Origin of the sequence: Brachyspira sp. SAP_772 (assembly GCF_009755885.1) — a bacterium.
In the GTDB taxonomy this organism is placed as follows: domain Bacteria; phylum Spirochaetota; class Brachyspiria; order Brachyspirales; family Brachyspiraceae; genus Brachyspira.
The window spans coordinates 442,411-460,101 of record NZ_VYIX01000001.1 but is presented as its reverse complement, the minus strand read 5'-3'; the positions used below and the strand labels follow the sequence as shown (position 1 = coordinate 460,101).

The 17,691-nt window shown below is 26.1% G+C and carries 20 protein-coding genes; 11 read left to right on the top strand and 9 right to left on the bottom strand.

Features of this window, described 5'->3' with window-relative positions; all coding sequences use genetic code 11:
* Positions 1–46: 46 nt before the first annotated feature.
* Together GQX97_RS02035 and GQX97_RS02030 are read left to right on the top strand one after the other, a co-directional pair.
* Entirely contained in the window at positions 47–1,894 is a 1,848-nt protein-coding gene (locus GQX97_RS02035; RefSeq protein ID WP_157150298.1) for a penicillin-binding protein, read from the top strand.
* A gap of 38 nt (positions 1,895–1,932) precedes the next feature.
* Positions 1,933–2,835: a carbohydrate kinase family protein gene (locus GQX97_RS02030; protein WP_157150297.1), complete on the top strand. Its 903-nt coding sequence runs from the start codon at positions 1,933–1,935 to the stop codon at positions 2,833–2,835.
* Here the strand turns inward: GQX97_RS02030 and GQX97_RS02025 are convergent.
* The 5 genes from GQX97_RS02025 to GQX97_RS02005 all read right to left on the bottom strand — a co-directional run bounded on the left by GQX97_RS02025 (position 2,832) and on the right by GQX97_RS02005 (position 6,233).
* Positions 2,832–3,329: a hypothetical protein gene (locus GQX97_RS02025; RefSeq protein WP_157150296.1), complete on the bottom strand. Its 498-nt coding sequence runs from the start codon at positions 3,327–3,329 to the stop codon at positions 2,832–2,834. The two genes, GQX97_RS02030 and GQX97_RS02025, sit on opposite strands and share 4 nt — an antisense overlap.
* 5 nt (positions 3,330–3,334) lie before the next feature.
* Positions 3,335–4,498 carry a M48 family metallopeptidase gene (locus GQX97_RS02020; protein WP_157150295.1) on the bottom strand — a complete coding sequence of 388 codons (1,164 nt, stop codon included), beginning with the start codon at positions 4,496–4,498 and terminating at the stop codon, positions 3,335–3,337.
* A 31-nt stretch (positions 4,499–4,529) separates the two neighbouring features.
* Positions 4,530–5,132, bottom strand: coding sequence for a bifunctional nuclease family protein (locus GQX97_RS02015; protein WP_157150294.1), 603 nt, complete (start codon positions 5,130–5,132; stop codon positions 4,530–4,532).
* A gap of 82 nt (positions 5,133–5,214) precedes the next feature.
* On the bottom strand, positions 5,215–5,448 hold the full coding sequence (locus GQX97_RS02010; RefSeq protein WP_157150293.1) for a hypothetical protein: 234 nt from the start codon (positions 5,446–5,448) through the stop codon (positions 5,215–5,217).
* Between the two features lie 17 nt (positions 5,449–5,465).
* Positions 5,466–6,233 carry a biotin--[acetyl-CoA-carboxylase] ligase gene (locus GQX97_RS02005; RefSeq protein ID WP_232473240.1) on the bottom strand — a complete coding sequence of 256 codons (768 nt, stop codon included), beginning with the start codon at positions 6,231–6,233 and terminating at the stop codon, positions 5,466–5,468.
* 135 nt (positions 6,234–6,368) lie between these two features.
* Between GQX97_RS02005 and GQX97_RS02000 the strand changes: the two genes are divergently transcribed.
* From GQX97_RS02000 to GQX97_RS01970, 7 genes are all read left to right on the top strand, one after another.
* Positions 6,369–6,848 (top strand): chemotaxis protein CheW, encoded by a 480-nt coding sequence (locus GQX97_RS02000; RefSeq protein ID WP_157150291.1) that lies wholly within the window; start codon positions 6,369–6,371, stop codon positions 6,846–6,848.
* Between the two features lie 5 nt (positions 6,849–6,853).
* A complete protein-coding gene (gene rbfA / locus GQX97_RS01995; protein WP_013245049.1) occupies positions 6,854–7,222 on the top strand; it encodes a 30S ribosome-binding factor RbfA in 369 nt (122 codons plus the stop codon).
* Between the two features lie 18 nt (positions 7,223–7,240).
* Entirely contained in the window at positions 7,241–8,257 is a 1,017-nt protein-coding gene (locus GQX97_RS01990; RefSeq protein WP_157150290.1) for a bifunctional oligoribonuclease/PAP phosphatase NrnA, read from the top strand.
* Between the two features lie 5 nt (positions 8,258–8,262).
* Positions 8,263–8,754, top strand: a complete 492-nt coding sequence (rnhA, locus tag GQX97_RS01985) for a ribonuclease HI (protein WP_157150289.1) — start codon at positions 8,263–8,265, stop codon at positions 8,752–8,754.
* A gap of 210 nt (positions 8,755–8,964) precedes the next feature.
* Entirely contained in the window at positions 8,965–9,972 is a 1,008-nt protein-coding gene (locus GQX97_RS01980; protein WP_157150288.1) for a tetratricopeptide repeat protein, read from the top strand.
* Positions 9,973–9,981: 9 nt separating this feature from the next.
* Positions 9,982–10,611: a Crp/Fnr family transcriptional regulator gene (locus tag GQX97_RS01975; RefSeq protein ID WP_157150287.1), complete on the top strand. Its 630-nt coding sequence runs from the start codon at positions 9,982–9,984 to the stop codon at positions 10,609–10,611.
* Between the two features lie 113 nt (positions 10,612–10,724).
* Positions 10,725–11,678: a DUF2156 domain-containing protein gene (locus GQX97_RS01970; protein WP_157150286.1), complete on the top strand. Its 954-nt coding sequence runs from the start codon at positions 10,725–10,727 to the stop codon at positions 11,676–11,678.
* A 56-nt stretch (positions 11,679–11,734) separates the two neighbouring features.
* Here GQX97_RS01970 and GQX97_RS01965 read toward each other — a convergent pair whose 3' ends face one another.
* The 4 genes from GQX97_RS01965 to GQX97_RS01950 form a co-directional block, all read right to left on the bottom strand.
* Positions 11,735–12,595, bottom strand: coding sequence for a tetratricopeptide repeat protein (locus tag GQX97_RS01965; protein ID WP_157150285.1), 861 nt, complete (start codon positions 12,593–12,595; stop codon positions 11,735–11,737).
* Positions 12,596–12,618: 23 nt separating this feature from the next.
* Positions 12,619–14,052: a fibronectin type III domain-containing protein gene (locus GQX97_RS01960; protein WP_157150284.1), complete on the bottom strand. Its 1,434-nt coding sequence runs from the start codon at positions 14,050–14,052 to the stop codon at positions 12,619–12,621.
* Between the two features lie 101 nt (positions 14,053–14,153).
* Positions 14,154–14,852: a metallophosphoesterase gene (locus GQX97_RS01955; protein WP_157150283.1), complete on the bottom strand. Its 699-nt coding sequence runs from the start codon at positions 14,850–14,852 to the stop codon at positions 14,154–14,156.
* Between the two features lie 238 nt (positions 14,853–15,090).
* The gene (locus GQX97_RS01950) at positions 15,091–15,636 is read right to left on the bottom strand and encodes a hypothetical protein (protein ID WP_157150282.1); all 546 of its coding nucleotides are present in this window, start codon (positions 15,634–15,636) and stop codon (positions 15,091–15,093) included.
* Between the two features lie 204 nt (positions 15,637–15,840).
* Between GQX97_RS01950 and GQX97_RS01945 the strand changes: the two genes are divergently transcribed.
* Both GQX97_RS01945 and GQX97_RS01940 read left to right on the top strand, forming a co-directional pair.
* Positions 15,841–16,950 (top strand): hypothetical protein, encoded by a 1,110-nt coding sequence (locus GQX97_RS01945; RefSeq protein WP_157150281.1) that lies wholly within the window; start codon positions 15,841–15,843, stop codon positions 16,948–16,950.
* 44 nt (positions 16,951–16,994) lie between these two features.
* Positions 16,995–17,684, top strand: coding sequence for a hypothetical protein (locus GQX97_RS01940; protein WP_157150280.1), 690 nt, complete (start codon positions 16,995–16,997; stop codon positions 17,682–17,684).
* Positions 17,685–17,691: the final 7 nt, after the last annotated feature.

Sequence of the window (17,691 nt, the reverse complement as noted above, 5' to 3'; positions counted from 1 at the left end):
GAAAAAAATACATATTTTTGCAATATTCTTCTTAGTTATCGTAATTATGCTCACTCAAAAGCTTTACGTATTAACTATCAAAGAAAGAGAGTCCACTCAAACCGCCAATGATTCACAGGAACCAAGAGGTACTATTTATGACTCTAAAATGAATCCGCTTACAATTAATATACCAGCATATACTGTATATATAGATACGGAGTCTGTAGCAGAATTAGATGGGAAAGAAGGTGTTAACGTAAACGAAGGATATGATGAAATATTAAGATTACTAGGAATAACAAAAGAAAGATTTGCAGAACTTTTAAGAGAGAAAAGAAGAACTATAAGATTAGCAAGAAATGTTAGTTTGGATGTTTATAATAGAATAAGAGAAGTAAAAGATAAGTATAATATTAGAAGTATTTATGGAAATGAAAGCTATAAGAGATTTTATCCGTATAGTGATATATTTGCCCATGTTATAGGCTATATGAACAAATCTGGAACAGAAGGATATGCTGGACTAGAAGCTACTTATCAAAATGTATTAACTTCTGTAAATGGACAATCAAAGGATTTAGTTTTAACTCTTGACAGAGATATACAAACCATAGTAAGAAATGAGGTATTAAAAACTGTAGCAGAAAAATCTCCGCAATCTGTTACTTTTATAGTGTCTGATGTAAATACTGGGGCTATTATAGCCAATTACTCTTATCCATCTTTTGACCCAAATAACCCCTTTATATATGTTAATAATGAAAGATTAGATAGAAGTATAATGAGCACTATTTATCCGGGTTCTACAATGAAAATATTTGTAGAACTTGCTGCTTTAGAAGAGGGAGTTGTTAATACTGATGAACTTTTTCATTGTAATGGATATTATGATTATAGTAAACAAACCCGCATACACTGCGATTATCCGCATGGAAAAATAGCCTTTAATGATATATTAAAATATAGCTGCAATTATGCTGTTGTTACTGTTGCTGAGAGAGTGGATAAAAAGTTCTTATATGAATATTTAAAAAGATTTGGATTTGGTGACGCTACAGATGTAATGGGAAAATATAAAAATGAATGGACTGGAATATATCATGATTTACAAGATTGGCATAGGTTTTCACGCGGTTATTTGGCAATAGGTTATGATTTGAGTGTAACACCTATGCAAATAGCTTCTTCATATTTACCGCTTTTAAATGGCGGATACAAAGTTCAAATGCATGTTGTAGATTCTATTTATGATGGAGAAAGAAAATTAATATTAACAAATAACTTACAAAAAGAAAGAATAATAGATGAACAATACTCACAAATAGCAAGACTTTTACTTAGAAAAGGTGTTGAATCAGGTTCTACTGGAAGCAGAGCTAATTTGCTTAATATAGATGTTGTTGGAAAAACTGGTACTGCAATTACAGAAGTATATAGAGCAGGATCAACAAATAGAGCTGAAAAATATTATCAATCTATATTTATAGGCGGATTTCCTTTAGAAGACCCTAAAGTTTCTATATTGGTTTTATTAGATGACCCTAAAGGCTCTGGTGGACTTGCTGCTGGAAGAGTTGCTGCTCCGCTTTTTGCTCAGGTTGCTAATCAGATTATTCCATATTTAGGACTCGTTGACGGGGAAATACATACTATAAACACTAACGAATTTTTATCTTTAGTGCCAAAAGATAATATTATTTATACGAATAACATAATGCCTAATATATATGGTCTTTCACTTAGAGATGCTTTAAACAATATATCTTATATAGTTTCTAATAACAATGCTAAAATAGTAGTTCAAGGTGAAGGATATATTTATGATTATAGCCCTCAGGCTGGAACTACAATATCTAATGAAGAGATAATAAGGCTAAATCTTAGAGCTCCTAATAGAGACACTAATAAATAGTTTTTTTTAGAAATAACTTTTTAAGGAGATAATGCAAGATGTTCAATATACTTACATTTGGTGAACTTTTATATGATGTATATAATGATATATCTGTAATTGGAGGAGCGCCTTTTAATTATTCAATTCAGTTATCTAGACTTTTAAATAGTGATGATAAATTAAAGTTTATAACAGCGTTGGGTAATGATAAATTCGGTAATGATGCTGTTGATTTTATAAAAAAAGAAAATATTGACTCTTCGCTAATACAAATAAATAATAAATATAACACTGGAAAAGCTACTGTATTTCTCAATGAAAAAAAAGTACCTGATTATATAATTCATGAGGATGCAGCTTGGGATAATATAGAATATAATGAAAAATTAGAAAATGCTCTAAAAGAAAAATACGATTTATTTTATTTTAATATTTTATCTCAAAGAAGTGAATGTTCATATAATACTATAAAAAAGATATATAGTAGTATTGATTCAAAATATAAAATATGCGATGTAACTTTTAGAAAGAATTATTATACCAAAGAAAAGATAAAAGAGGCGTTAGAGTTTATAAATATATTAAAAATAAATGATGATGAACTTTATACTATAAAAAATATATTCTATCCAACATTAGAAAATGATAATGAAAAATTATTAAAAATGTTATATAAAGATTTTAACATAGAATATATATTTTTAACACTTGGCTCAAAGGGAGCTTCTGTATTTTATAACAATGAATATATATTTAAGCCTTCAAACAAAGTACAAGTAGTTGACACTGTTGGTGCTGGTGATTCATTTGCAGCTGCTTTAAGCTATGCTATTTTAAATAATTTAGATATAAGAAAAGTGCTTGATTTTGCATCAGCTGTATCTGAACAAATGATACAATTAAAAGGAGGCACTGCAAAATATAATACAGCAGAAATAAAAAAATTATTTAATCTTTAATCTTTACCTGTATAGTATTTATATTTTGTTTTATTTAAAAATCTTATATATTTAAAATTACCAGTATATATTTCTTCTTTGTATATATATTCTCTTATATTATCATAAAATGTTTGTAAATCAGTTTCCATTAATTTATCTATATAACTGGATTTATTTTTTGATATATAATCATATAATCTCTTATGAAGAAGCATATACACATAGTTTTCAGGAGGAGTGCTAGATTTTATTATTCCGCTATAAACCATATTATTAGAATCATTTTCTAAAAACTTTTGTGCTGTATAAATATTATTACTATAGATTAATTTACCTTCAGGCGAAAACAAATAGGAAGCATCTATATAGAAAATATATTCTTTATTATCTGATGAAAGCAAATTATCAAACTTTCTTATTATTCTAAATCTTTTATTTAAATTATAATTTTCTTGTGCATAAAGAAAATTGATATTAAAAAAAACAAATAAAACAATAATTAATAATCTCATAATAATTATTTAGGTATAGATCTAAGAAGTCTTGTAAAATCAGCATCTTTAGGGAATATTTTCAAAGCTTCTTCTATTATAGTATTAGCATTATTATATCTTTTGCTATTATACTCAGTAACAGCATAATTATAGTAAGACACTTTAAGATTTCTTTTTAATACAGTAGTATTTTCTCCCAAATCTTCTATTCCTTGTTTATATATATTTATAGCAGAAGGAAAATCTTTTTGATTTAAATAACTTGCCCCTATAGTATTATAATAATGCTCTGTATTTTTTTTAGTCATACTATTATTAGGGTTAAACTCATATGCTTCTTTAAGATAAGTGTATGCCTTTTCATAATTGTGTTTTCTTAATGCCTCCAATGCTGCTCTATTAAAAGCATTAACTAAATTATCATTATACATTTCAGTATATGGAGATAAATAATAAGCCTTTTTAGCCATAGTTAATTGCTTATCTAAGTCATTTTCTATTTTTCTTAGAGAAATTGAATTAGGATATAATGTTGCTATTAAAGTGAGAATATCAGCTTCATTTCTATTATTATAATTTTGTTTAGGCACAAAAGTAACTATTGTAGAGCTTCCTGTATTTCTTATCTCTTTAGTACCCGGATTAAAGCCTCTAGCTAAAGTAGTTTCCACATCAATAGGCCCTCTTTCTGTATAAACAGTACAAAATGCATGACTTGAAGTTAATACTCCTTTAACTTCATAACCAAATTCGCTATAAAGAAGATAATAAAGTATAGAAGAACTTAAACAATTATATTCACCCTTAGAAATCATGTCCTGAAACAAAGTAGAAGTTTCAAAATATTTTTTTAATATGCCTTTATCATATATCCATAGTAAAAGTCTATTTCCAAAATCATAAGCCCCTTCATCTGTGTACTGAGAAAGCTCATCTTTTGCCATATTTCTAATATCATCTAATTTAGTTCTGTAAAATCTAAACTCATCTTCATCAGTAATTCCAGATGCTATAATAAAGCCATCATAATACAATTCTATATCATTTGTATTACCATTATCTATTTTGGTAAAGAAATCTTCTTCTAATGGGGTTAATTCTGTTTCATCAAATTTTATTTTATCAGAAGGCTTAGAATATACTATTAAAGAAATAATAAATAAAAATATTATTACATATTTTTTCATTTTTTATAAACCTTATTAGCTAATAAATAAATTAATTAAGTTTGTCTAATTCATCTCTATATCTAGCAGCATCTTCATATCTTTCTTCTTTTATAGCCTGATCTAACAATCTCTGTATTTCTTCTCTAGTTTTTATATTACTATTTACTGCATTATTATTATCTAAATGAGAAACCTCTTCGTCATCATGACTATCAAATCTCTGATATACAAAAGGAACAGCAGGAGTATCTTCTCCATTTTCAAGTATAATACCAGCTTTTTCTATAACATGCTCTTCTACATAAATAGGACATTTAAACTCTAAAGCTAATGCTATAGCATCAGAAGGTCTGGAATCTATAAAAACATTGTTCTTATCATATTCAATAACTAATTTAGCAAAATAAGTATCCATATGTATATTATCTATAATTACATTAAGCAATTTGATATTACAAGTATTAAATATTTTATTAATAAGATCATGAGTTAGAGGTCTTTCTTTTTTATAACCTATAAGACTAGTCATAATAGCTTGAGCTTCTAGGGTAGCTATAGATATAGGAATAACTTTTTCAGTGTTTTCTGGCTTTAACATTACAACGAAATATTTATCTGTTATAGCCAAATTAAGTATTTTTGCTTCAACCACTTTTAAATACCTCTTATTATAATATTAATATATATGTTTGATTTGTCAAGGACATTTTTTTTACATATTATCTACTTACTATCTATTTAATTTTTAACAAAAACTCTTTGGATATAAAAATAGTAAACAAAATAAGTATCAAAGCACTAATGCCCGCACTTATATAAGGTGTAATAGTGAATAATAAAGAAATAATAGCAGTAGTTACAATAGCAAGTATTATTATTATTATTTCAAACAATATAAATAATACAACATTTTTTTTATTTATTTTCTTTTTTTCTTCTGGTTTTTTATACGGTATTGGTTTTCTCATATTTACACTTCCATTTTTTAATAATTTGTATCTATATCCAAAGAAGCCCTTGATATCCAAGTCTCTTCTTTTTTATTAACTTCAACTATTAAATATCCTTCTTCAGTAATATCTTTAACTAAAGCCGTAATTTCTTCATCATCTTTTTTTGCCTTTATGACTCTGCCTATCATATTACTATATTCTCTGAAGTATTCTGATAATTTTTTTTCGCTTGTATATACTTCCTCAAAGCATGCAATAAGCTCTTTATAAAACTCATATAATTCTACTTTTAAATTAGTTTCCATATAAAGAGATGTTGCCTTATGCTGTATATCTGATGGAAAATCTTCTTTTGTGTGATATAAATTAACTCCTGTTCCTATGATGCATGCATTTCTATTTTCTATAGGAGTAACTTGAATAAGTGTTCCTGATATTTTTCTATTTTTCACTAAAACATCATTAGGCCATTTTACATGAGCATTTACATTATATTTTTCTCTTAAGCATTTACTCAAGGCAATACCGGGAAGAAAACTTAACGCCTCTTTTTTAAACGGACTATATACTAATACACTAAACCATAAACCTAAATCATTATTAGATACCCACTTGTTCCCATGTGTGCCTTTACCTGCTGTTTGTTTTAATGCAATATATACACTACCCTCTTCTAACTTAATACCATTATTTAAATCTTCTATCATCTTTGTATTTGTACTTTCTAGAGATTCAAATATTTTTAAGTTTCTTCCATATATTTTGGTTTTTAAATTTTCTAAAAATATGTTAACTTCCATATTTTTATTATACATTTAAAAATTAATATATCAATATCTTTTTTAGCATTTACATAAACAATCAAATAAAATAAATGTACTTGACTTATAACAGTTATATATTATAATTTTGAAGTATATTTTTAAGGAGTTAATATGAGTAGCACTACATCAAATCAAATACTTGTATTTAAAATAAATAATGAATTATATGGTATGGATATTCTCAAAGTTCAAGAGATTTTAAGCTTTATGCCTCCTACTCCAATACCTAACTCTCCTGAATATTTTAAAGGAATTATTAATTTAAGAGGTACTATTATATTAGTAATAGATTTAAGATCCAGATTTCATTTTGATAAGCCAATGGATCCTGAAAATTGCGTAATAGTTGTAGTTGCTATAGGAAATAAAAAATATGGACTAGTGGTTGATTCTGTATCTGACGTACTTACTATTAACAATGAAAATATACAATCTGAAATAGATATACACTCTGGAATAGACAGCAGATATATTAATGGACTAGTAAAATCTAACGAACAGATGATTATATTAGTGGATATAGATAAAGTATTTTTGGAAAATGAACTTGATAATTTAACAAATAAAGTAAATAATTCAATAGTGCAGTAAAATATATGTCATCACATAGAATACTTAGAGTTAATGAAAATATAAAACAAATACTATCAACCATTCTTTTAAGAGAGATAGAAGACCCTCGTATAAAAAACAACTTGGTTACTATAACTCGTATTGATACCGCTAAAGATTTGAAAGAGGCTAAAGTATATTTTGTATGCTTAGACCCTAGCAAACAAAATGAAGTATTAAATGGGCTTAATAGTGCTAAGGGGGTTATATTTTCTTATTTAAGAAAACAGCTTACTATAAGATATGTTCCTAATCTTACTTTCTATTATGATAAAACATTAATGGAAACCAATAAAGTATTAAGCGAAATAAGAAGTTTAGATATAAAAGAAGATAGTCAAGAAGAAGAATAAAAAAATAGCGGAGTAAAAATGCCTATCAAACCCAAAACAGATAGAAAAAAAGTAACAACTACAAAAAAAGATATATTAAAAAGAATATCAAATGCTAAAAGCATAACAATTACAGGTCATAGAAATCCTGATGCAGATTGTATATGTTCTGGGCTTGCTTTATCATTACTTATAAAAAAAGTATTTAAAAAGAAATCTTATGTTGTTAATACGGATAAGATGCCTAAAGAATTAAAAAATGTACTAAATATAGATAAAGTTATTTTTGAAGTTAATGAAGATAATTTACCAAAAAAAGATGTACTTATAATACTTGATTCTGGAGATATAGAGAGAATTGGCTGGATTGCTAATATTACTAGTGAATATAATGAAGTAATATTTATAGACCATCATAAAGTAAGAAACATTAATGGTGTTACAATGTTTTATGATGATATTAAAGCTGGGGCTACTTGCGAGATAATATTTGACATATTTTCATCATATCTTAAAGACATGGATTCTACTATAGCTACTCTACTATACTGCGGTCTTTCAACAGATACAGGCGGGTTTGTTTTTAGCAACACTACAGAGAGAACATTGCTTTTTGCTTCAAAAATAATGTCTAGAAAAGTTAATATAGAAAATTTGGGTAATGTTGTTAGAAAGAGATATTCAAAAATAGATGTAGAAGCATTAGTTTATATGTATAATGATATGGTAATAGATGAAGAGAAGAAAATTGGTTATTTATGTTTAAAAGAAGAAATTAATGGACATAATTTAAAAGATATTAGTGTAAGTGCCTCTGATACTCTCATACAAATGCAAGATGTGTTAATAGGTTTTATAGTACATGAAAGCGATTATAATTTTAGAGTAAGTATAAGAAGCAGATGCAAAAAGGATATAAGAGAGATAGCAGAGTCATTCGGCGGCGGCGGACACCCTAAAGCTTCAGGTTTTACAGTATCAAAAGAAGAATATAAAACTAAAGAAGAATTAGTAAAAGCTATAAAAGAGAAGATAGTTTTATCATTAGAATCTTAAAATATATGCAAAAAGACAATATAACAATCTACACAGATGGCGGATGCAGAGGAAACCCGGGCATAGGAGCTTGGGGTGCTATATTATTGAGTGAAAAACATAATTTAAGACTAGAAATAGGCGAAAGCGAAGAGCATACAACAAATAATAAAATGGAAATGCAAGCTGCAATCAAAGCTCTTGAAAGACTTAAGCATTCTCATAATATAAAGCTATACAGTGATAGTGCATATTTAGTTAATGGTATGAATAGCTGGATTTATTCTTGGCAAAAAAACAATTGGATTAAAAGCGATAAAAAGCCTGTTGAAAACAAAGATTATTGGCTCAAATTAATAGAACTGTCAAAAAAACATAGTATTGAGTTTATAAAAGTAAAAGGGCATTCATCAAATAAAGAAAACAACCGTGCCGATGAGATAGTAAATATATTGATGGACGAACATATAAAAAACGGAAGTACAGCCGAGTTTTACAGCAAAACGGATATAAACTAAAGATTTTAAGTTTATCAAAAATATTACTAATATATAAAAAATAAAATATTTGCATTTTTTGCAACTTTTTGCGGCGGGAAAAAGTTGAATAAAAAATATAGCTATTTATATATAACCAAAAATACTAAAAAATAACTTGAAAAAAGGTTTATTAGTGATAAAATTAACTTTAGTAATAAGAAATATCCAAAATATTTTAAGGAAACAATAATGCAAACAAGAGTATATAAAGCAGGATCTATAGTGTATTTTGCTGGAGATAATTCTGATAGAGTTTATATTCTAAAGCAGGGTCAAGCCCAGAGTATATTTTTATCGGAAGAAAATGGGCATGAAACTAGAGAATTAATCAATGTAGGTGAGTTTTTTGGCGTAAAGAGTATACTAGGTACTTATCCTCAAGAAGATACTGTTCAATGTTTAACAGATTGCGTTATTATTATTTTAACTTATAGCGAGTTTGAAAGTTTAGTTTCAAAAAATAAACCAATAATCATAAAAATGCTAAAAGTATTTTCAAATCAATTAAGAAGAATAAACAAAAAAGTTGGTATATTAGTAGAAAATACAATAGATGAAGAAGGTCCTTCACCATTAGAGGGGCTATATAATATTGGTGAGTTTTATTTCAAAGCTAAAAAATATAAAAATGCCTTATATGCTTATAAAAGATATATACAATCTGCCGATGAAGATTCTGTATTTTATCATACTGTAGAGCAAAAAATAAAAGAATGTAAAAATTTATTAAACATCACAGATGATAGCAATATAGCACCATTAGAAGATAATACAACAGAAGAACAAAAAATAATAAGTAATCCAAGTACATCTATAGAAAATCACTCTATTAACAATAAAGATTATGATAGAGCTTTAGAGTTTTATGAGAGAGGCGATTACGTGAACGCTATAAAATCATTTAATACTCTTTTAAAAAATGAAGATAAAGAAGTTGCTGAAAGCTCAATATTTTATATGGGAAAAGCATATTATTATATTAATAAATATGATAATGCTTCTAAGGTTTTATTATCAGCAATAAAAACTTATCCAAAATCAAAAAATGTAAAAGAAGCAATATTATATTTGGGTAAAAGCTTTGCTAGTATTGGTGATAAAGATAAAGCAAAAGCATATTATCAAAAAGTTATGTCAATACCTCCAATGGATAGTTTATCACAAGAGGCTAATGACAGTATACAAAAACTTAATTAAGGATAAAAAATGGATAATATATATTCACATACAAAAAAATATGAGGCTGATGATATAATATTTTTGGAATATGAAACAGGTAATAAATTTTACATGGTTCAAAGCGGCTCTGTGAAGATAACTAAAGTAATAAAAGATGTAGAAAAATTATTAGATATAGTTTACCCGGGAGATTTCTTTGGAGAGATGGCTATACTTGAAGGCACAACAAGAAGTGCTTCTGCTATAGCAAATGAACCTACTACATTACTTGAATTAACAAAAGAAAACTTTCAAACAATATTAGGCAACAACACAGCTATGGCATTAAAACTATCTAAAATGCTTGCTAAAAGAATATTTGATGCCAAAAGAAGATTATTAATACTTCAATTACCAGAAACAGATTTAAGAGTTTATGACTGTTTATTATTATTAGCTGAACTTCAAAATATTCCTAGAGATCATTATTATGACCCTCAAGAATTAAATGCTACTATAGCCGATATAGCAAATTGGTGCGGTATAAATATTAATGATGTACAGAAAGTATTAAACAATTTAATTAAATCTGGTAAAATTGATGTACGCACTAATACAATAAAGGTAAGAAACTTAAAAGAAATACAAAGGCAAATAGATTTAAAAAGAAAAAAGTAATTATTCTTTTATACTACTCAATAAATTGGTAAAAGATTTTTAGTATATATAATAATTCTATATTATTACTCTTGTATTATATTTAACATTTTATAAATAAAGGAAATACAGTTATGCTTGAATTTGAACCTATAAGTTTAGATAAACAAAAATTATACAATAAATATTTTTCTATCACCCCAGAACAATCTGCAGATTATACCTTTATGAACCTCTTTGGGCTTAAAGATATATATATGCTTGAATGGGCTTTTACAGAAAAATTGGTATGGATTAGACAACGCTCGCCATATACAATTTATTGGGCTCCTGTTGGAGATTGGTTTGATACTAATTTTTGTAATGATATGAGTCCTTGTGAAATATCTAAGGAATCTATAATTAGAATACCAAAAGAATTAGCTTTATTTTGGGAAAAGTACACTAAAATAAGCGTAAAAGAAGTGAGAGATGAGTGGGAATATTTATATGATGTTGATGAATTAATTAATTTAAGCGGCAAAAAGTTTCATAATAAAAAAAACTTGTATAATCAATTTATAAAAAATGATTTTGAATATAAAAATATAGATATAGAAAATGAAGAGATGATTAGAGATATATTTGAGTTTGAAAAGAGTTGGGAAATAAATGAAATGGAAAGCATTAATAATAACAGTGAAGATATAAAAACAGAATGTGAAGCTTTTGACAAAAATAAACTATTAACCCATGAAGTTCGTGCTGAGGCAGACATAATGATGATAAATAGCCTTATAAATAATTGGAAAGAAATTGACGGCATCACTGGCGGAGCCATATATATAGACAAAAAAATTGTAGCATACACTATAGCAGATTTTACTATGAGAGATACTATAGTGGTGCATTCTGAGAGAGGGGATAGGAATTATAAAGGAAGCTATCAGGCTATAAATAGACTATTCTTAGAAAACAATAAAAGAGAAGGATATAAGTTTGTAAATAGAGAGCAGGATGTTGGAGATTTAGGGCTTAGAAAGGCTAAATTATCTTATAACCCTGTTAAGTTTGTAGAGAAATATTCTGGTTTTTGCACAGGAAAATAATTAAAGAAATAAAAAGCCCTATAGATAATCTATAGGGCTTTTTTTATATATATAAATCAAACACATACTTTGTCTAAATAAAGTTCTTTAGCTTTAGAATAAAATTCTGAAGCTTTGTCATAATTACCATTAATAAACTCAATGTTTCCTAAATGGAAATAATCACTTGATTTTGGAGAATGTTTTATATTATCTAAATATTCTTTTTTGCTCTTTTCTATATTAGGATAATTATCTTCTAATTTTTTATTCCTTAAATTTTTTAAAGCCATAGTTTCAGGGCTATCAGCAGGATACATCTCTAAAGCCTGTAAATACATGTTTTCTGCCCTCTTATAATCTTTTAACTCATGCAAACAAACGCCATAATAATGATAATCATTATAATCAGCTAAATTATTATCAACTAAAACCTCATAAAATTTCATAGCTTCTTTATATTTCTTATTAGCAAAGAAATAATTAGCCAAAAATACTAAAGCTATTCTATCTCTATTATCTATTTTTAATATATATTTAGCTGTATCTATTCCTTTATCTTCTTCTTTTAAAACACTGCATAAAGACAAAAACTCATAATAAGGTACAAGATCATCTCCATTATATAAAGCAACACCCTTTTTATAATGTTCAAAAGCCTCCTGCAATTTGCATTCTTTTTTGGAAATAGAGCCTAATATAAAATAAGCTTCAGCTGCCATCCAATATTCTAAGAAAGTATTTAAGAAAACTTTAGCATGCTCATAATCACCATTATTAAATAAAGTAATAGCTATCTTTAAATAAGATTTCATATCTTCACCGTTACTTAATCTAATACTTCTTTTTAATGCCTCTACTGCTTCGGTATTAACCCCTTTCTTCAATAATTCTTCGGCAAGATTACTCAACTTTGTAGCTTTAGTATTAATAGACACAGTATTTCTCCTTAAATTATATATTAGTGAAAAGGTCTAGCATAAACTTCACTAGAAAATTCACTTTCTATATCTCCTCCTTCACCACCTATAGTTGTTACTCTAAAGTAGTAAAGTTTTCCATATTCTAAATTATTAATAACATACTCAGTTTGATTGCCATCAACTACAATAGGCTCATAATTATTGTATATTCCAGATTCAGTGCCGTAATATATCTTGTATCCGCTTACATTTTCATGACTTCCTTCCCAATCTAAAACTATAGAATTATTAGCAACAATAGCCTTTAAATTAGTAGGTGCCTGAGGAGCTCTTCCTTCATGATAAATTATTTCAACCTTGTTCAATGAAGGAGTATATTCCATAGATGAATCGCTTTCTAATAATGCCTTAACTTGAATATATTTAGTCTTAGGACTAGCTATAATATTATTAGTTGAATCTAAAAGTGTCCATTCTATATTGCTGTCTTCTTCAGAAAAATAATTATTAGAAGTTCTATAATAAACATACACTCCTGTAGCATTAGTAGTTTTTGCTATATAATTTATTTCATCTATAAAAATATTATCGCTATTAAATTGCATTACTTTGCTCAACACTTCTCCGCTTGGCAAATATTTTTCTAAATTAAAAGTTCTTTTATAATCAGGGCTAAAATAAAATCTATCCATGCCTCCTATAAAACCCTGTCCTAAGTATATAGGAGCAACATTAATATTACTTATATCCAACACATATGGAGAGCCCATTCTATCTCCTGTGCTAGTTAAATAAATAACCTGATCCTCAAGTCCGTCTATATATTTTACTAATTTTCCTGTCTTAGAATCAAAACTAATGCTATGATGTCTCCATTCATTTTCTTTTAAATATTCACCTTCAGCTAAAGTAACATTAGTATATTTACCATTATACATAAATAAATTATTAAACTGCCAAACTAAACGGCCATCTATTATATTAGCTCTAATACCAGCATATTTTGTAGTGTCGCCGTCTTGATATATTGATGTTTTAGATAATACCTGTGAGTTCATTCGCATCTTATAAGGCTTTAAATAAAACTCTATTGTAAAACTGTTTACTAATAAATTATCAAAAAATGAATAACCTTTATTTTCTATCTTTACAAAAGATTTTATATTTGGAAACAAAATACCTATTCCTGCATTTGCTCCTTCCATAAACTTTATATCTCTACTGTAAGTTATTCCAGAATAATTTACCTTGTTCATTATATCTTTTGAAAATAAACTTGATATATCTTTTCTATAAGATAAATTTCCTGTATTATTCAAACTAAAACTATTAGTTATATTATGAAGACTGCTAGAATATATATTATTAGTATCAGCAAATATATTATAAACGCTTTGGGCAGCATTAATATTTAAAGTAAAACATAATGTAAAAGCCATCAAAATAGCTATATATCGCATATTTAAACCCATATTAAAATATTACTACATAACTATTCGGATATAATTAATTTTACATTATTAAAAAAATATAATAAGAAATACAGAATTAATAAAAAATATGTATTTTTTTGTTAAACATCTAATACAATTAAACAACTATCATCACTGTCAAAATGATCGCACATATAAATCTTATGATTATTTTTTTCTAGAACAGTATTTACTTTTACCCTATTATGCCCCACAATCTGATTATAATCAAAACATCCATCTTCTTGCAAATCACCAATATCTGCCCATAATATCCCAGCAAACTTATTCATTCCTCCCCTTCTATAAGAGGCAATATTACAATCTTCTTTGCAATTTGAATAAACCATATTAATAATTTTAGTTATATCATTAATATTATTAAAATCATTAGTATTATATTTTTTCTTTATATAATTAATCCAACCATTCGTAATTCCTGCATGGCTAAATACATAATCTTTTAATACATAAACTACATTAAATATATCTTTATTATCATTAAAAATTTTATAAAGTTCATCAGCATAACTTTTTCTATATCTGCTTGCTGTAGGATATCCAACTATATACTGAAAGTCATGATTTCCTATAAGAAGCTCAACTTTAGAATCATTATTTCTTTTAAACTCTATAACATCTTTTAAATTATCAACAATCTCTTTATCTGTAAAAGTAACCCAGCTATCATCACTATAATCCCCCAAAAAAACTATCTTATCAAAATTATTAATATTATCTTTTAACAAATGTTTCCAGCAAGGCTTACCATGTAAATCACCAATAACAGCAACTTTCATATTATATTTTTTATACCTCCCAAAAAAATAATAATATTTAAAGTATAATTACATAATAATGAAAAATCAAGTATATTTTATTTTGCTATTTATTTAGGAATAAGTATTTTTATTGACTTCTCATAAAAACTTTGTTAAACTAAATATATAGGGTTAGTACGAATGGCAGAAAATCGTGCTCGGCTGCCGCTTGCTTGATTTTCAAGTACTGCGATGGAGGGAATGCACGTCCTCCCTACTAGCTCTTTTTATGTATATTTACTTTCCTATCTCTAGCAGGATTATTTATTATATGATAATTTATTACTTCATAATTTTCTTTTTCATCAGATAATTCTAGTAATACTATATCACTATGTTTGTCATCTGTTCTTGATATAAAATTATGATATGCTGGTTTATTTGGATTTGCTTTTAATATAGTTTCTGGCTTATATAAAGCATTGCCTATTATTCTTCTAGCTTCTTCTTCAGTAATATCTGGGTGATTTAGTTTATTCTTTTCAATTATATTCTTTTTTAATAATATAGGTTTATCTTCAAGTCCGTATTCATCTAAAAAAGATTTAGGAAAGTTAGGCAGCGTATTATCTTTTGTCCAATCAATATCTTTAAGTTTCTCAATTTTTTCTTTTATTCCTTTATCTATTGCTCTTATAAATGCTAGAGCAGCGGTTTTTGATAAAATATTATTAATGCTGAATAAATTGTCATCACCAAGTAAGTGCCTTTTGGCAAAGAAAGGGTTTAATATTCTTTTTGCTGTGTCAAATAAGTTAATCATAAGTATAGTATAAATTAAAGAAATAAAAAAAGATTTATACTATAGTTAGTTTATCATTAAAGTTTTTTAATTTACTTTTAATATTGTTTTTGGCTTATATAAAACGTTGCCTATTATTTCTAAAAAATAATAACGTTCAAATATATAATTTGTTGACATCGTATAATATAAGATTTATAATCACTAATCAATTAGGAAATAGTAATGCAAAAAATAAATATATTAAAAAATAATACAAAAGATATTATAATAGCTATTAGTTTTATTCTAATAATTTCTATTATTTATATATTGCCATTTGTTACAATAGATATTTATAAACTTACAGATAATTTATCTAATTTGGAAATGTTTTTTAATAATGAATTTGTGTTTCTATTAAAAATACTATTTTCTTTGTTAATACCTCTTAGTTTTTTTATACTTAATATTTTATTTTCAATCAACAAAATATGCTTAAAATCTATAATTATAACAGCTATAATAATATTTATAATATCAATTTATTTATATAATTTGCCATATGAGCTATTAATAAAAATGAGTATATCAAAAGAATATATAAAATTATTAATTCATATATTATCTGCCAATATGCTTATTATTTTTGCATTAGCTTTTTCATATATAAAATACAATATAAAACAAATATCCAATTTATATGATTTCTACACTATGATAGCTGAAATTATTATATGGGCTTTTTTATTATACTTTGTATTATTTATTATTTTTGTTTCAATACTTGCCTTAATAAAATTTAATAACAAATTAGATGTAAAAGAACTCACCATATTCTTAGTAAAAAACAATATGCTTAACTTAAAAATATTTTATAGCATATTTATTATATTAAGTTCTTCTATATTATACTTCGCTTATCTTCTATATAATAAAATGCAAAACACAAAACTATCAATAACTATATCAAGAACCATAAGCATATTTATATCAATCAGCTCTCTATCATTAATAATACTAAATTTAAAAAACAATATATTATCCTCTCATAAATTATTTTTTTATTTATATATTTTATTTTTAATTCTATTTATAAAAACAATTTTCTTGTTTAGAGCAGATAAAAAATTAGATAAGTATGAATATATTTCTTATATTATATCAAATATATTTATTATTATATTTTCTTTATTTTTAATAATAAATGACGTTTCTAATATAAAGCTTTTTATTGCAATCATACTACTTAATGCCATATACAATATAATTTTATCTATAATAAAAAAGAGAGGTTTTATATTTTATTATAATTTTGTTTATATAATTTTATTTACTATTTTGTTATTTACTTGACTTTTTAAATAGTTTAATTAAACTATTTAAAATAGGAGTGAAACATGAAAAAATTTCTTCTATTTATATTATTAATCAGCTCAATATTTTACTCTAATCTTAGTGCTGTAAGTCTAAGTTTAGGATTTATAGGTCAATTTGGTATGAGCGGTGCTATTGCAGATTCAGCATCAAAGCTTCCATCAAGTTTTAGAGATTTTGATATGGGGTATTCTTTTTTAATTGGAATGAGAAATGATATAACTCACAACACAGGCATATCAATACTTGCTGATATTGGATATTATCATGATGCTTATGCTTTAAAATATGATATAAATGGAAACAGAGCAACTGAAAATTATCAATTTGATAGTTTTATGATAGGGGGAGTATTTAAGTTTCATTTCTTTTTCATGTCTTTATCAGGCGGCGGCGGAGTAAAAATACCTATTAGTGGTAGTTATCGTTTAGAAGATAGTTCTTCAGAATATGCATATAATAGAAGATACTATCTTGATAGAGGTGATATAAGCGATATTTTTGAAAATGCTTTAATACCATATGTAAAATTTTCTTTGGATTTCCATATATTAAATTATCTTCTTATAGGCGTATATGTTAACTATGATTTTGCTCTAAACTTCAATAATAATGGTTATTTGAGTGATATTAGAATTGCAAGTAAGTCTATAAGTTCATTAGATTTAGGATTACAATTTGGATATTTTTTCAATGTTTTGGGAAATAGGTAGGATTTTT

What these genes read in the sequence shown, in the direction of transcription:
- GQX97_RS01940 (WP_157150280.1), top strand. Translation starts at nt 16,995, where the DNA reads ATGAAAAAATTTCTTCTATTTATATTATTAATCAGCTCAATATTTTAC.
- GQX97_RS01960 (WP_157150284.1), bottom strand. Translation starts at nt 14,052, where the DNA reads ATGGGTTTAAATATGCGATATATAGCTATTTTGATGGCTTTTACATTA.
- GQX97_RS01990 (WP_157150290.1), top strand. Translation starts at nt 7,241, where the DNA reads ATGCCTATCAAACCCAAAACAGATAGAAAAAAAGTAACAACTACAAAA.
- GQX97_RS02005 (WP_232473240.1), bottom strand. Translation starts at nt 6,233, where the DNA reads ATGGAAGTTAACATATTTTTAGAAAATTTAAAAACCAAAATATATGGA.
- rbfA (WP_013245049.1), top strand. Translation starts at nt 6,854, where the DNA reads ATGTCATCACATAGAATACTTAGAGTTAATGAAAATATAAAACAAATA.
- rnhA (WP_157150289.1), top strand. Translation starts at nt 8,263, where the DNA reads ATGCAAAAAGACAATATAACAATCTACACAGATGGCGGATGCAGAGGA.
- GQX97_RS02025 (WP_157150296.1), bottom strand. Translation starts at nt 3,329, where the DNA reads ATGAGATTATTAATTATTGTTTTATTTGTTTTTTTTAATATCAATTTT.
- GQX97_RS01955 (WP_157150283.1), bottom strand. Translation starts at nt 14,852, where the DNA reads ATGAAAGTTGCTGTTATTGGTGATTTACATGGTAAGCCTTGCTGGAAA.
- GQX97_RS01975 (WP_157150287.1), top strand. Translation starts at nt 9,982, where the DNA reads ATGGATAATATATATTCACATACAAAAAAATATGAGGCTGATGATATA.
- GQX97_RS01980 (WP_157150288.1), top strand. Translation starts at nt 8,965, where the DNA reads ATGCAAACAAGAGTATATAAAGCAGGATCTATAGTGTATTTTGCTGGA.
- GQX97_RS01950 (WP_157150282.1), bottom strand. Translation starts at nt 15,636, where the DNA reads ATGATTAACTTATTTGACACAGCAAAAAGAATATTAAACCCTTTCTTT.
- GQX97_RS02030 (WP_157150297.1), top strand. Translation starts at nt 1,933, where the DNA reads ATGTTCAATATACTTACATTTGGTGAACTTTTATATGATGTATATAAT.
- GQX97_RS01945 (WP_157150281.1), top strand. Translation starts at nt 15,841, where the DNA reads ATGCAAAAAATAAATATATTAAAAAATAATACAAAAGATATTATAATA.
- GQX97_RS02020 (WP_157150295.1), bottom strand. Translation starts at nt 4,498, where the DNA reads ATGAAAAAATATGTAATAATATTTTTATTTATTATTTCTTTAATAGTA.
- GQX97_RS01970 (WP_157150286.1), top strand. Translation starts at nt 10,725, where the DNA reads ATGCTTGAATTTGAACCTATAAGTTTAGATAAACAAAAATTATACAAT.
- GQX97_RS02000 (WP_157150291.1), top strand. Translation starts at nt 6,369, where the DNA reads ATGAGTAGCACTACATCAAATCAAATACTTGTATTTAAAATAAATAAT.
- GQX97_RS02035 (WP_157150298.1), top strand. Translation starts at nt 47, where the DNA reads ATGCTCACTCAAAAGCTTTACGTATTAACTATCAAAGAAAGAGAGTCC.
- GQX97_RS02010 (WP_157150293.1), bottom strand. Translation starts at nt 5,448, where the DNA reads ATGAGAAAACCAATACCGTATAAAAAACCAGAAGAAAAAAAGAAAATA.